The sequence below is a fragment of the Methylobacterium sp. D53M genome, from assembly GCF_053345625.1.
Map to the genome: position 1 here is coordinate 66,386 of NZ_JBKFAL010000022.1, position 13,614 is coordinate 79,999.

The following is a 13,614-nucleotide window of genomic DNA, read 5'->3' on the forward strand; positions in this document are numbered from 1 at the left end:
CTTGGCAATGATCTTATTCGAAGAAAAAATATCCCTGCCACTGTCATGTCGTGAAAGCGTCAAGCGCACTTGACACTTCCCGGACCCCCGCCCTAGCCTCTGTCAACGACGGAGCCTGAGGCGCCGCCGACGACCAGGGAGCGGATGCATGGGTCCCGAGGACCGGCCGGCACGACCGCTCTACACGCCCGCCGAACGGCGCCGGCGCGATTCGTCGCTCTGGACCGTGGTCCAGGGAGTGCTGGCGCCCCTCCAGTTCGCGATCTTCCTGGTCAGCCTCGTCCTGGTGCTGCGCGCCCTGGCCACCGACGACGGCCTGCGCGCGGCCGAGATCTCGGTCGTCGTGAAAACCCTGGCCCTCTACGCGATCATGGTCACCGGCTCGATCTGGGAGAAGGTCGTGTTCGGGCGGTGGCTCTTCGCGCCTGCCTTCTTCTGGGAGGACGTGGTCAGCATGCTGGTGCTGGCTCTCCACACCGCCTACCTCGCGGCCCTCGCCACGGGCGCGCTCAGGGGTCAGGCGCTGCTGCTCCTCGCGCTGGCGGCCTACGCGACCTACGTGATCAACGCGGCCCAGTTCCTCCTGAAGCTCCGGGCCGCGCGCATGGAGAGTGCCGGAAGTCGTGCGCCGCGTCTCGCGGAGGCGCTGCCGTGAACGCTCCCCTGGTCCATCAGCCACCCTGCGGCGGCATCGAGCTCCGCCAGGAGCAGGGCCAGCGGGCCGTGTTCTGCGGGCTCACCGGCATCGTCTGGCTGCACCGGAAGATCCAGGACGCGTTCTTCCTCGTGGTCGGCTCGCGCACCTGCGCGCACCTGATCCAGTCCGCCGCCGGCGTGATGATCTTCGCCGAGCCGCGCTTCGCCACGGCGATCATCGACGAACGCGACCTCGCCGGCCTCGCCGACGCCAACGAGGAGCTCGACCGGGTGGTGACCCGGCTGATCGAGCGCCGGCCCGACATCAAGCTCCTGTTCCTCGTGGGCTCATGCCCGTCGGAAGTGATCAAGCTCGACCTGTCCCGGGCGGCCCAGCGCCTGTCGGGACGGCTCGCCCCCGTACGGGTGCTGAACTACTCGGGTTCCGGCATCGAGACGACCTTCACGCAAGGGGAGGATGCCTGCCTCGCCGCCCTCGTGCCCGACCTGCCCCGCGAGGCCGAGACGGCGGTCCCTTCGCTCCTCGTGGTCGGGGCGCTGGCCGACGTGGTGGAGGATCAGTTTCTCCGGCTCTTCGCCGCGATGGGGATCGCGGATGTCCGGTTCCTGCCCGCCCGCCGGGCGAACGCGATGCCGGCTGTTGGGCACAACACCCGCTATCTGCTGGCCCAGCCCTTCCTGACCGACACGGCCCGGGCCCTCGACGAGCGCGGCGGCCGCCGGCTGCCCGCGCCGTTCCCACTGGGCGCCGAAGGCACCACCGGCTGGCTTCGGGCAGCCGCCGAGGCGTTCGGCGTCTCCGCGGCCGCCTTCGAACAGGCCACGGAAGCGGGCCGCGCCCGCGCCGAGACCGCGCTCGCCCCCCACCGCGAGAGGCTCGGCGGCAAGCGCGTGTTCTTCTTCCCCGATTCGCAGCTGGAGGTTCCGCTCGCCCGCTTCCTCGCCCGGGAGCTCGGCGCGGACCTCGTGGAGGTCGGGACGCCGTACCTGCACCGGGGGCATCTCGCCGCCGAGATCGAGCTGCTGCCCGCGGGCACGCGGGTGACGGAGGGCCAGAGCCTCGACGACCAGATGGACCGCTGCCGGGCGGAACGGCCGGATCTCACGGTCTGCGGCCTCGGCCTCGCCAATCCGCTGGAGGCGGAGGGGCTGTCGACCAAGTGGTCGATCGAGCTGCTGTTCACGCCCGTGCAGGGCTACGAGCAGGCCGGCGACCTCGCCGAGCTGTTCGTGCGCCCGCTCCGCCGCCGCGCCCTGCTGGAGGTGTAGAGCCATGCAGCTCACGCTCTGGACCTACGAGGGACCTCCTCACATCGGCGCGATGCGCGTCGCCACGGCGATGTCCGGGCTGCACTACGTGCTGCACGCGCCGCAGGGCGACACTTACGCCGACCTGCTGTTCACGATGATCGAGCGGCGGGACGCCCGCCCGCCCGTCACCTACACGACCTTCCGCGCCCAGGATCTCGGCCGCGACACCGCCGAGCTGTTCAAGCAGGCGGTCTCGGCCGCCCACGCGCGGTTTCAGCCCCAGGCGATGATCGTCGGCGCCTCCTGCACCGCCGAGCTGATTCAGGACGATCCGGGCGGCCTCGCCAAGGCGCTCGACCTGCCGATCCCGGTGATCCCGCTGGAATTGCCCGCCTACCAGAAGAAGGAGAACTGGGGCGCGTCGGAGACCTTCTACCGCCTTGTCCGGGCGCTCGCCGGTCCGCCCGCCCCGCATCCGGCGCGGGAGCCCGGGCAGCGTCCGCTCTGCAACATCCTGGGACCGACGGCGCTGGGCTTCCGCCACCGGGACGACCTGATCGAGATCCGCCGGCTGCTCGACACCCTCGGCATCGCGGTCAACGTCGTGGCACCGCTGGGCGCCTCGCCCGCCGATCTGGGCCGGCTGCGCGAGGCCGATTTCAACGTCGTGCTCTATCCCGAGACCGCCCGGTCGGCCGCGGACTACCTGAAGAAGAGCTTCGGGCAGCCGTTCACGCAGACTGTCCCGATCGGCGTCGGCGGCACCCGAAGGTTCATCGAGGAGATGGCAGCCCTCGCCGGGATCGACCCGGCGCCCGTGCTCGACGGCCCCGGCTCGCGGCTGCCCTGGTACTCCCGCTCGGTCGATTCGACGTATCTCACGGCCAAGCGCGTCTTCGTGTTCGGCGACGCGACCCACGCCATCGGTATCGCCCGGGTCGCCGCCAAGGAACTCGGCTTCACCGTCGTGGGACTGGGCACCTACGGCCGCGAATTCGCGCGCGAGGTTCGCGCCGAGGCGGCCGAGCACGGCATCGAGGCGCTGATCACCGACGATTACCTCGACGTCGAGGCGGCGATCCGCGCGGCCGCGCCGGAACTGGTGCTCGGCACCCAGATGGAGCGCCACGTCGCGAAGCGGCTCGGCATCCCCTGCGCGGTGATCTCCGCGCCGGTGCACGTCCAGGACTTCCCGGCCCGCTACGCCCCGCAGATGGGGTTCGAGGGCGCCAACGTCCTGTTCGACACCCTGGTCCATCCGCTGATGATGGGCCTCGAAGAGCACCTCCTCGGCATGTTCCGGGAGGATCCCGAATTTCACGACGGCGTCGGCCCCTCGCATCTCGGCGGCAAGTCCTACGGGACTCCGGCGGACGGGGCGTTCGAGGCCGCGGAACGGGCGCCGGCCGACACCCCTCCGACGCCGGCGCCCGTTCCGATTCTTCTGGACCGGGCCGCAGCGTGGTCGCCCGAGGCCGAGAAGGAACTCAAGAAGATCCCGTTCTTCGTGCGGGGCAAGGCGCGCACCAACACCGAGACCTTCGCCCGGGAGCGGCATCTGCCGCTCATCACCGTCGAGACCCTCTACGATGCCAAAGCGCATTTCGGCCGATAGGCCGCCGATCCGCGTCGTCATCGTCACGCTCGACAATCACTTGGCGAGCGCGGTGGAACGGGCGCGCCTGCGCCTCCGGACCGAGATGCCCGGGCTGGTTCTGGGCTTCCACGCGGCGGCCGAATGGGACAACGACCCCGTGACCCTGGAGGCCTGCCGGGCCGACATCGCGCAGGCCGACATCGTGCTCTCGGCCATGCTGTTCATGGACGAGCACGTGCGGGCGATCCTGCCGGCGCTGGCGGCGCGGCGCGACGCCTGCGACGCGATGGTCGGCTGCCTCTCGGCCGGCGAGGTGGTGAAGACGACGAAGCTCGGCCGCTTCGACATGAGCGGCACCAAGCGCAGCGCCCTCGACTTCCTCAAGAAGCTGCGCGGCAAGCCGGGCCAGCAGGGCAATGCCGGACGGCAGATGGCCCTGGTGCGCAAGCTGCCGAAGATCCTGCGCTTCATCCCGGGCTCGGCCCAGGACGTGCGCGCCTATTTCCTGACCCTGCAATACTGGCTTGCGGGCTCGGACGAGAACGTCGCCGCGCTGGTGCGCTTCCTCGTGCACCGCTACGCGGCCGGCGAGCGGGCCACCTGGCGTGACGGCCCGGCGGCGCCCGCACCCCTCGACTACCCCGAGACCGGCCTCTACCACTCGCGCCTGCCCGGCCGGATCGGCGCCGACCCGTCGCGGCTGCCCCGCCTCGCGGGCGCGAAGGGCCGCGTCGGCCTCTTGGTGATGCGCAGCTACGTGCTCGCCGGCAACACCGCCCATTACGACGGGGTGATCGCCGCCCTTGAGGCGCAGGGCCTCGACGTCGTGCCGGCCTTCGCCAGCGGCCTCGACAACCGCCCAGCAGTGGATTCCTTCTTCATGAAGGACGGTCGCACCTGCATCGATGCGCTGGTCTCGCTCACCGGCTTCTCGCTGGTCGGCGGCCCCGCCTACAACGACGCCGCCGCCGCCGAGTCGATGCTGGCCCGCCTCGACGTGCCCTACCTCGCCGCCCAGGCGCTGGAATTCCAGACCCTGGAGCAGTGGGAGGCGGGCGACCGCGGCCTGTCGCCGGTCGAGGCGACCATGATGGTCGCGATCCCCGAACTCGACGGCGCCACGGCGCCGATGGTGTTCGGCGGCCGCTCCGCGAATTCCGGCGCCGACAACGCCCGGGACATGCGGGTTCACCCCGAGCGCGCCGCCCGGCTGGCCGAGCGGGTCGCGCGGCTGGTGTCGCTCCGCCGGGCCGCTAGGCCCGAGCGGAAGGTCGCCGTGGTGCTGTTCAACTTCCCGCCCAATGCCGGCGCCACCGGCACGGCGGCGTTCCTCTCGGTCTACGCCTCGCTGCTCAACACCCTGAAGGGTTTGGCGGCGGACGGCTACACGGTGGAGGTGCCGGAGAGCGTCGACGCCCTGCGCGAAAAAATCCTCGACGGCAATGCCAAGCGCTACGGCACCCAGGCCAACGTCCACGCCCGCATTCCGGCCGAGGACCATCTGCGGCGCGAGCCCTACCTCGCCGAGATCGAGGCCCAGTGGGGCCCGGCGCCGGGCCGCCACCAGACCAACGGCGCCGAGATCTTTGTCCTCGGCGCGCAGTTCGGCAACGTCTTCGTCGGGGTCCAGCCGGCCTTCGGCTACGAGGGCGATCCGATGCGGCTGCTGTTCGAGCGCGGCTTCGCGCCGACCCACGCGTTCTCGGCCTTCTACCGCTACCTGCGCGAGGATTTTTCTGCCGACGCCGTGCTGCATTTCGGCACCCACGGCGCCCTCGAATTCATGCCCGGCAAGCAGACCGGCCTGTCCGAATCCTGCTGGCCGGAGCGGCTGATCGGGGCGCTGCCCAACGTCTACCTCTACGCGGCCAACAACCCCTCGGAAGGGACGCTCGCCAAGCGCCGGTCGGCCGCGACGCTGGTGAGCTACCTCACCCCGAGCCTCGCGGCTGCCGGGCTCTACCGTGGGCTGATCGACCTGAAGAGCTCGATCGAGCGCTGGCGCGGCCTCGGCCCCGAGGCGGCGGGCGAGCGCGAGACCCTGGCCCGCCTGATCCAGGATCAGGGCGCGGCGGTCGACCTCGTGGCGGCCGATCCGGCCTGGAGCGGCGATCTGGAGGCGCGGGTCTCCGGCCTCTGGACCGCGCTGCAGGAGCTGGAGCAGACCCTGATCCCGCACGGGCTGCACGTGGTCGGGCAGGGGACGCCGGAAGAGGAGCGGGTCGATCTGCTCCTGGCGCTCGCCGAGTCGGCGCATGGCGTGAAGCCGGAGCGGGCTGGCATCGAAGCGCTCGTCGCCGGCCGGGGCATCGAGGCGGTGCTGAAGGCCTCCGGCTTCTCCGCCGACGAGACCAACCGCGAGATACTCAAGAACCTCGCCGAGACCGACCGGCTGCTGTCCCGCGACCATGAAGTGCCGGCGCTGCTGCGGGCGCTCGACGGCCGCTTCGTGCCGCCGGTGGCGGGCGGCGACATCCTGCGCAACCCGGCCGTGCTGCCGACCGGCCGCAACCTCCACGGCTTCGACCCCTACCGCCTGCCCTCGGCCTTCGCGGTGGCGGACGGCGCCCGGCAGGTCGCCCGGATCCTCGAGCGCTTCGCCGCCGACGGAAAGCCCTGCCCGGAGAGCGTCGCGCTGGTCCTGTGGGGCACCGACAACCTCAAGAGCGAGGGCGGCCCGATCGCCCAGGCGCTCGCGCTGATCGGCGCCGCGCCCCGCTTCGACGGCTACGGCCGCCTGAGCGGCGCCGAGCTGATCCCGCTGGAGACCCTCGGCCGCCCGCGGATCGACGCGGTGGTCACCCTGTCCGGCATCTTCCGCGATCTCCTGCCCCTGCAGACGAAGCTCCTGGCAGAAGCCTCGTACCTCGCCGCCACCGCCGACGAGCCCCTGGAGCAGAACTACGTCCGCAAGCACGCCCTCGCCATCCAGGCCGAGCAGGGCTGCGACCTGGAGACGGCGGCGCTCCGGGTCTTCTCCAACGCCGAGGGCGCCTACGGGGCCAACGTCAACCACCTCGTCGATTCAGGGAACTGGGACGACGATGCGGAACTCTGCGAGACCTTCTCGCGCCGCAAGAGCTTCGCGTACGGCCGCACCGGCCGCCCGGCGCCGCAGCGCGCCCTGATGCAGGCGGTGCTGGCCTCCGTCGACATGGCCTACCAGAACCTCGACTCGGTCGAGGTCGGCGTCACCTCCGTCGACCACTACTTCGACGGGCTCGGCGGCATGGGCCGGGCGGTCGCCCGTGCCAAGGGCGAGTCGGTGCCGATCTATATCAGCGACCAGACCCGCGGGGAGGGGCGCGTCCGCTCCCTGGAGGAGCAGGTGGCGCTGGAGACGCGCACCCGGATGCTCAACCCGAAATGGTACGAGGGCCTGCTCGGCCACGGCTACGAGGGCGTCCGCCAGATCGAGACGCATCTCACCAACACGGTCGGCTGGTCGGCCACCGCCAACGCGGTCCAGCCCTGGATCTACGAGCGGATCACCGAGACCTACGTCCTCGACCCCGCCATGCGCGAGCGCATGGCCGCCTTGAACCCCACCGCCTCCGCCAAGGTCGCCCAGAGGCTGATCGAGGCGCACCGCCGCGGCTTCTGGACCCCCGACGCAGAGATGCGCGACGCCCTCGACCGGGCCGAGGAGGAGCTGGAGGACCGCCTGGAAGGCGTCACCGCAGGAGTGGCCGCATGAACATCGCGATCCGCAATCCCGTCGTCGCCCGGAAGGAGGAGGGGAGCCTTCAGGTCGCCCTCGACCCCGACCTGAAGATCGAGACCGCCAAGGTCTTCGCGGTCTACGGCAAGGGCGGGATCGGCAAGTCGACCACCTCGTCGAACCTGTCGGTGGCCTTCTCGAAGCTCGGCAAGCGGGTGCTGCAGATCGGCTGCGACCCGAAGCACGACTCGACCTTCACGCTGACCAAGCGCCTCGCTCCCACGGTGATCGACGCTCTGGAGGCGGTGAACTTCCACTCGGAGGAGCTGCGCGTCGAGGATTTCGTGGTCGAGGGCTACAACGGCGTGATGTGCGTCGAGGCCGGCGGCCCGCCCGCCGGCACCGGCTGCGGCGGCTACGTGGTCGGCCAGACCGTGAAGCTCCTCAAGGAGCACCACCTCCTGGAGGACACCGACGTCGTCGTCTTCGACGTGCTGGGCGACGTGGTCTGCGGCGGCTTCGCCTCGCCGCTCCAGCACGCCGACCGGGCACTGATCGTCACCGCCAACGACTTCGACTCGATCTTCGCGATGAACCGGATCGTCGCGGCGATCCACGCCAAGTCGAAGAACTACGGCGTGCGGCTCGGCGGCGTCATCGCCAACCGCTCGGCCAAGACCGACGAGATCGACCGGTTCAACGACGCGGTCGGCCTGAAGCGCCTCGCCCACTTCCCCGACCTCGACGTGGTCCGCCGCTCGCGGCTCAAGAAGTCGACCCTGTTCGAGATGGATTCGTCGCCCGAGCTCGACGCCGTGACCGCCGAGTACATGCGGCTCGCCGAGACGCTCTGGGCCGGGGGCGAGCCCTGCGAGGCGATCCCCATGAAGGACCGCGACCTGTTCGAGTTCCTCGGTTTCGATTGAGTCTGGAGTTCGACCGATGGCCAGCGCCAGCTACGACGCCCGCCGGGGCGAGCTGACCACCTACTTCGACCGCACCGCGGTCGAGGCGTGGTCGCGCCTGACCTCGGACGCCCCGGTGAGCCGGATCCGCGGCACCGTGCGGGCCGGGCGCGACGCCATGCGGGCGACGCTGCTGTCCTGGCTCCCGGCCGACATGACGGGCTCACGCCTGCTCGATGCCGGCTGCGGCACCGGGGCGCTCAGCGTCGAGGCGGCGCGGCGGGGCGCCGAGGTGGTGGCGATCGACGTCTCGCCGACGCTGATCGGGCTCGCCCAGGAGCGGCTGCCGGCGATCGCGGGCGCGGGGCGCATCGATTTCCGGGTGGGCGACATGCTCGATCCGGCCCTCGGCCGGTTCGACCACGTCGTGGCGATGGATTCGCTGATCCACTACCGCGCCGCCGACATCGCCCGGGCGCTGGCGGTGCTGGGCGCGCGCACGGACGGCTCGGTGCTGTTCACCGTAGCGCCGCGCACGGCGCTCCTGACGGTGATGCACGCGGCCGGGAAGTTCTTCCCGCGCGGCGATCGCTCGCCCGCCATCGTGCCGGTGACCGAGGGCGGGCTGCGGCGGCGGATCGCCTCGGAGAGGGCCCTCGACGGCTTCGCCTGGGCGCGGTCGCACCGGATCAACAGCGGATTCTACCTGTCGAACGCGGTGGCGCTGACGCGCACCCTGCCTCACCGCGCGGATGGTCGGCCAATGACACCCGGGGCGCGACCATGACCCCCGCCCGCAAGCTCACCGAGGCCCTGATGCGCCTCGGCCCGGCGCTGCTTCCCTTCGCGGACGCCGCCACCGCCGAGCTGCCGCTGGGGCGGCTGCTCCGCCTCGCCCTGTTCCAAGTCACCGTCGGCATGGCCGCGGTGCTGCTGATCGGCACCCTCAACCGGGTGATGATCGTCGAGCTCGGCGTTCCGGCCTGGATCGTCGCGATGATGCTGGCGCTGCCGCTGGTCTTCGCGCCCCTGCGGGCGCTGGTCGGCTTCCGCTCGGACACCCACCGCTCGGTGCTGGGCTGGCGGCGCGTCCCCTACATCTGGTTCGGCACGCTGCTCCAGTTCGGCGGCCTCGCGATCATGCCGTTCGCCCTGCTGATCCTGTCGGGCGACACGACCGGGCCGCTCTGGGTCGGCAACCTCGCGGCGGCGCTCGCCTTCCTGCTGGTCGGCGCCGGCCTGCACACGACCCAGACCGTCGGGCTGGCGCTCGCCACCGACCTCGCCCCGGCGCACGCGCGCCCGAAGGTGGTGGCGCTGCTCTGCGCGGCGCTCCTGTTCGGCATGATGGCGAGCGCGGTGCTGTTCGGCCTGTTCCTCGCCCATTTCTCACCCGTCCGGCTGATCCAGGTGATCCAGGGCGCGGCGCTGGTCACGATCATCCTCAACGGGTTCGCCCTCTGGAAGCAGGAGCCCCGCGATCCGAACCGGACGCGGACGGCACCGCAGCGCGACTTCCGGTCCTCCTGGCAGGCCTATGCGGGGCAGGGCACCGCCCGGCGACGCCTCGTGGCGATCGGCCTCGGCACGGCGGGCTTCTCCATGCAGGACATCCTGCTCGAACCCTACGGCGGTCAGATCCTGCACCTCTCGGTGGCGGCCACCACGGCGCTGACCGCGCTGCTGGCCGCCGGAGGCGGGCTCGGCCTGCTGGTCGCGGCGCGCTGGCTCGGGCGCGGGGGCGACCCGTTCCGTGTCTCCGCGGTGGGCGTCGGGATCGGGATCCTGGCCTTCTCGGCGGTGGTCTTCGCCGCCCCGCTCGCCTCGGCCGACCTGTTCGCCGCGGGCGTGAGCCTGATCGGCCTCGGCGGCGGCCTGTTCGCCCACGGCACGCTCACGGCCTCGATGAACCGCGCCGGCCCCGAGGATACCGGGCTCGCCCTCGGTGCCTGGGGCGCCGTGCAGGCGACCGCGGCCGGCCTCTCGATCGCGGCGAGCGGCCTCGTGCGCGACGTCGGCGGCGCCATCGCCCAGTCGGGGGTGCTCGGCGAGGGCATGAACGAGCCCGCCATCGGCTACCTCATCGTCTACCACATCGAGATCGCCCTGCTGTTCGCCGCGCTGCTCGCGCTCGGACCGCTGGTGCGTGAGGACGCCCGGATACGAGTTCGAGACAGCATCACCGACGGCCTCGCCGGCCGCACAGCCTGAGACTTGGGGAGGACAGCCATGCCAACCGGCGCACTTACGGGTTACGTCGACGTCGCCCAGGTTGTACTCTACGCGTTCTTCCTCTTCTTCGCGGGGCTGGTCTTCTGGCTGCGCCGGGAGGACCGGCGCGAGGGCTACCCGCTGGAGAACGAGACGGTCGGCCGCCGCAAGGCGGACGACCCGATCCTGATCCCCCGGTCCAAGGCGTTCCATCTGCCGGGCGGCGAGACGACCTACGCGCCGCAGGCGGTTCATGGCCGGGACGACATCGAGACCGGGATCCCGGCCCGCAAGGTCGAACCCTGGCCGGGCGCCCCCTACGAGCGCACGGAGACGTCGCTCCAGGCCGGCGTCGGCCCGGGCTCCTGGGTGCTGCGGCACGACGTGCACGACCGGACCTGGGACGACGAGATCCGCATCGTGCCCCTGCGGGTGGCGAAGAACTTCGTCATCCACGAGGACGGCCCGAACCCGATCGGCATGACGGTGTTCGGCACCGACAACGCGGTCGCGGGCGTGATCAGCGACGTCTGGGTCGACCGCGGCGAGTCGCTGATCCGCTACTACGAGGTCGAGCTCCCGACGGGCGGGCGCCGGCTGATGCCGACCACGTTCTGCCGGGCCGGCGGCTTCACCAAGACGGTGACGACCGAGGCTCTGCTCGCGAGCCAGTTCGCCGACATCCCCAGCACCCGCGACCCCGACAGCGTGACCTTCCTGGAGGAGGAGCGGATCATCTCGTATTTCGGCGCCGGCACGCTCTACGCGACGCCGGCCCGGGCGGAGCCCCTGATATGAGCGGCGACTTCCTCCCCGAGGGCACCCTGCGGGGTCTGCCCGGCCCACTCCCGGCGGGCGAGCGCATCCTCTGGCAGGGTGCGCCGACGACCGCGGGCCTGCTGGTCCGGGTGTTCCACGCCCGCTTGGTGATCGCGTGGTTCTCGGTCTGCGCCGTGGCCTTCGGCCTCGCGGCGGGCTCGCCCGCGGCGGCGATCAAGGTGGTGGCGCCGACCCTGGTGATCGGCGCCGGCGCCGTCGCGCTGCTCTGGCTGCTCGCCTGGCTCACCCACCGGACGACGCTCTACACGGTGACCAACCGCCGCGTCGTGCTGCAGGCCGGCATCGCCCTGCCGGTGACCCACAACCTGCCCTTCGCGCAGATCGAGACGGCGGCCCTGCGGGCCTTCACGGATGGCAGCGGCGACCTGCCGCTACGGTTGCGGCCGGGCCTCCGGATCGCCTACCTTCACATCTGGCCGCATGTCCGGCCCTGGCATCTCGCCCGGACCGAGCCCATGCTGCGCTCGGTGCCGGACGCGGACGCCGCGGCGGCGCTGCTGGCACGCGCCCTCGAGGCCCATGCCGACGGCACCGCGCCGCCGGTTCGGGTGGCGCGTCTCGGCCGAGCGGACGAGAATCCCGGCCGCCTCGTCGCGGCCGAATAGGGAGAGGCACGATGGGCGAGCGGGCGGAGGGCGCCGGCCGGGCCATGGCGGTCGCGGGACCGGCACCGGCGCTGCTGATGATCGGCGCCGGCGCGCTGATGGGCTTCACCATGCTGGCGGTCCTGATCGGCCGGAGCGAGAAGGTCGGCCTCGTCGCCCTGCCGCCCGCCAAGGTGGTGGAGCGCCTCGAGTTCCGCGCCGAGGATCAGGTCGACGGCTCGATCGCCCTGCGGGACGTCGCCGACCGGCACATCGTCGCCTGGATCCGTCCCGGCGAGGACGGGTTCCTGCGCGGGACCCTGCGGGGCCTCGCCCAGGCCCGCCAGCGGGAGGGCCTCGGCCCCGAGAAGCCCTTCAGCCTGACCCGCTACGACGACGGCCGCCTCGCGCTGGCCGACGAGGCCACCGGCCGCCGGGTGCCCCTGGAGGCCTTCGGGCCGACCAATGCCGGGGCCTTCGCGCGGCTGATGCCCGCGCCGGGCGCCCCCGCCGCGGAGACGCGGTGATGGGCCTGTTCGGCAGCCGCACCGTCACCGTGCCCTGCACGGTGGAGATCGAGCAGACGCCCGAGAGCCTGCACGCGCACGTGACCCTCGATGCCGGCTTCGAGATCGAGCCCGGCGACGAGGTCCAGGTCCACGACGCGCCGACCTCGGTGCCCTACGGCGAGCGCCTCACCGTGCGGCGCACCGCCACCGTGACGCGGGCCGGCGCGCTGGAGCGGGCCTGGACCAAGCTCATCGCGCATCTCGAGCTGACCGAACTCTACGAGGTCAGCTTTTCCGAGAGGAGGAAGCTGTGAACGCACCCGTCCCGCCGCCCTCCGGCCAGCCCGTCCCGAAGACGCCGATCAATGAATCGACCCGCTCGGCGCAGGAGACGACCTTCCTAAGCCCGCGCTTCTACACGACCGATTTCGACGAGCTCGACCGCACGAACGTCGAGCCGGTGCGGCGCGACTGGGACATCCTGATCGCCGAGCTGCGCTCGGACCCGAACAAGCGCCACTTCACCCGCAACGAGGAGTTCGACTGCGACCTGTCGAAGATGGAGCCGGAGCTTCGGAAGGAGTTCCTGGACTTCCTCGTGTCGTCCATCACGGCGGAGTTCTCCGGCTGCGTCCTCTATGCCGAGATGCGCAAGCGCGCGAAGAACAAGGACATCAAGGAGCTGTTCGGCTTCATGAGCCGGGATGAAGCCCGCCACGCCGGCTTCATCAACGACACGCTCAAGGATTTCGGCATCGGCGTGGACCTGGGCTTCCTCACCAAGTCCAAGAAGTACACGTTCTTCCGGCCGAAGTTCATCTTCTACGCCACCTACCTGTCCGAGAAGATCGGCTACGCCCGCTACATCACGATCTTCCGCGAGCTGGAGCGGCACCCGGAGCGGCGCATCCACCCGATCTTCAAGTGGTTCGAGCTGTGGTGCAACGACGAGTTCCGCCACGGCGAGGCCTTCGCGCTGCTGATGCGCGCCAACCCGAAGCTGACGAGCGGCGTGAACCGCTACTGGATCCGGTTCTTCCTGCTCGCCGTCTTCGCCACGATGTACGTGCGCGACCATCACCGACCGGCCTTCCACGCGGCGCTCGGCGTCGATCCCAGCGACTACGACTTCAAGGTCTTCCGGATCACCTCGGAGATCTCCCGCCAGACCTTCCCGCTGGAACTCGATATCGACAACCCGAAGTTCAAGGCGGGCCTCGACCGGCTGCTCGCCTGTTCCCGGGCGATCGCCGACGCCAAGGCGCGGGGCGGCCTCGTCGGCAAGGCCCTGCAGGGCCTCCACGCCGCGCGCGCGGCCGTGACCTTCGCGCGACTCTATCTCCTGCCCGTCAAGGCCAACGCCCTGCCGGCCGACATCCGCCTCCAGCCGGTCTGGTAG

12 protein-coding genes are annotated in these 13,614 nt (G+C 71.2%); all 12 read left to right on the plus strand.

Annotation, left to right across the window (positions count from 1 at the left end):
- The first annotated feature begins 148 nt into the window (after positions 1-148).
- From bchF to acsF, 12 genes are read left to right on the plus strand one after another with little or no spacing between them, the layout of a single operon-like run.
- Positions 149-655, plus strand: a complete 507-nt coding sequence (bchF, locus tag ACLBYG_RS24585) for a 2-vinyl bacteriochlorophyllide hydratase (RefSeq protein WP_020095248.1) — start codon at positions 149-151, stop codon at positions 653-655.
- On the plus strand, positions 652-1,926 hold the full coding sequence (locus tag ACLBYG_RS24590; RefSeq protein WP_447683201.1) for a ferredoxin:protochlorophyllide reductase (ATP-dependent) subunit N: 1,275 nt from the start codon (positions 652-654) through the stop codon (positions 1,924-1,926). The genes bchF and ACLBYG_RS24590 overlap by 4 nt, the downstream gene beginning before the upstream one ends.
- A 4-nt stretch (positions 1,927-1,930) precedes the next feature.
- The gene (bchB, locus tag ACLBYG_RS24595; protein ID WP_447683202.1) at positions 1,931-3,523 is read left to right on the plus strand and encodes a ferredoxin:protochlorophyllide reductase (ATP-dependent) subunit B; all 1,593 of its coding nucleotides are present in this window, start codon (positions 1,931-1,933) and stop codon (positions 3,521-3,523) included.
- Positions 3,498-7,202, plus strand: coding sequence for a magnesium chelatase subunit H (locus ACLBYG_RS24600; RefSeq protein WP_447683203.1), 3,705 nt, complete (start codon positions 3,498-3,500; stop codon positions 7,200-7,202). The genes bchB and ACLBYG_RS24600 overlap by 26 nt, the downstream gene beginning before the upstream one ends.
- Positions 7,199-8,092: a ferredoxin:protochlorophyllide reductase (ATP-dependent) iron-sulfur ATP-binding protein gene (gene bchL, locus ACLBYG_RS24605; protein WP_020095252.1), complete on the plus strand. Its 894-nt coding sequence runs from the start codon at positions 7,199-7,201 to the stop codon at positions 8,090-8,092. Before ACLBYG_RS24600 ends, bchL begins: the two co-directional genes overlap by 4 nt.
- 16 nt (positions 8,093-8,108) lie before the next feature.
- On the plus strand, positions 8,109-8,858 hold the full coding sequence (gene bchM, locus ACLBYG_RS24610; RefSeq protein WP_447683204.1) for a magnesium protoporphyrin IX methyltransferase: 750 nt from the start codon (positions 8,109-8,111) through the stop codon (positions 8,856-8,858).
- Positions 8,855-10,282 (plus strand): BCD family MFS transporter, encoded by a 1,428-nt coding sequence (locus tag ACLBYG_RS24615; RefSeq protein WP_020095254.1) that lies wholly within the window; start codon positions 8,855-8,857, stop codon positions 10,280-10,282. Before bchM ends, ACLBYG_RS24615 begins: the two co-directional genes overlap by 4 nt.
- A gap of 18 nt (positions 10,283-10,300) precedes the next feature.
- The gene (gene puhA, locus ACLBYG_RS24620) at positions 10,301-11,080 is read left to right on the plus strand and encodes a photosynthetic reaction center subunit H (protein ID WP_020095255.1); all 780 of its coding nucleotides are present in this window, start codon (positions 10,301-10,303) and stop codon (positions 11,078-11,080) included.
- Positions 11,077-11,727, plus strand: a complete 651-nt coding sequence (puhB, locus tag ACLBYG_RS24625) for a photosynthetic complex putative assembly protein PuhB (RefSeq protein ID WP_020095256.1) — start codon at positions 11,077-11,079, stop codon at positions 11,725-11,727. Before puhA ends, puhB begins: the two co-directional genes overlap by 4 nt.
- 11 nt (positions 11,728-11,738) lie before the next feature.
- A complete protein-coding gene (gene puhC / locus ACLBYG_RS24630) occupies positions 11,739-12,233 on the plus strand; it encodes a photosynthetic complex assembly protein PuhC (protein WP_091682490.1) in 495 nt (164 codons plus the stop codon).
- Positions 12,233-12,529: a hypothetical protein gene (locus tag ACLBYG_RS24635; RefSeq protein WP_020095258.1), complete on the plus strand. Its 297-nt coding sequence runs from the start codon at positions 12,233-12,235 to the stop codon at positions 12,527-12,529. The genes puhC and ACLBYG_RS24635 overlap by 1 nt, the downstream gene beginning before the upstream one ends.
- Positions 12,526-13,614, plus strand: coding sequence for a magnesium-protoporphyrin IX monomethyl ester (oxidative) cyclase (acsF, locus tag ACLBYG_RS24640; RefSeq protein ID WP_020095259.1), 1,089 nt, complete (start codon positions 12,526-12,528; stop codon positions 13,612-13,614). The genes ACLBYG_RS24635 and acsF overlap by 4 nt, the downstream gene beginning before the upstream one ends.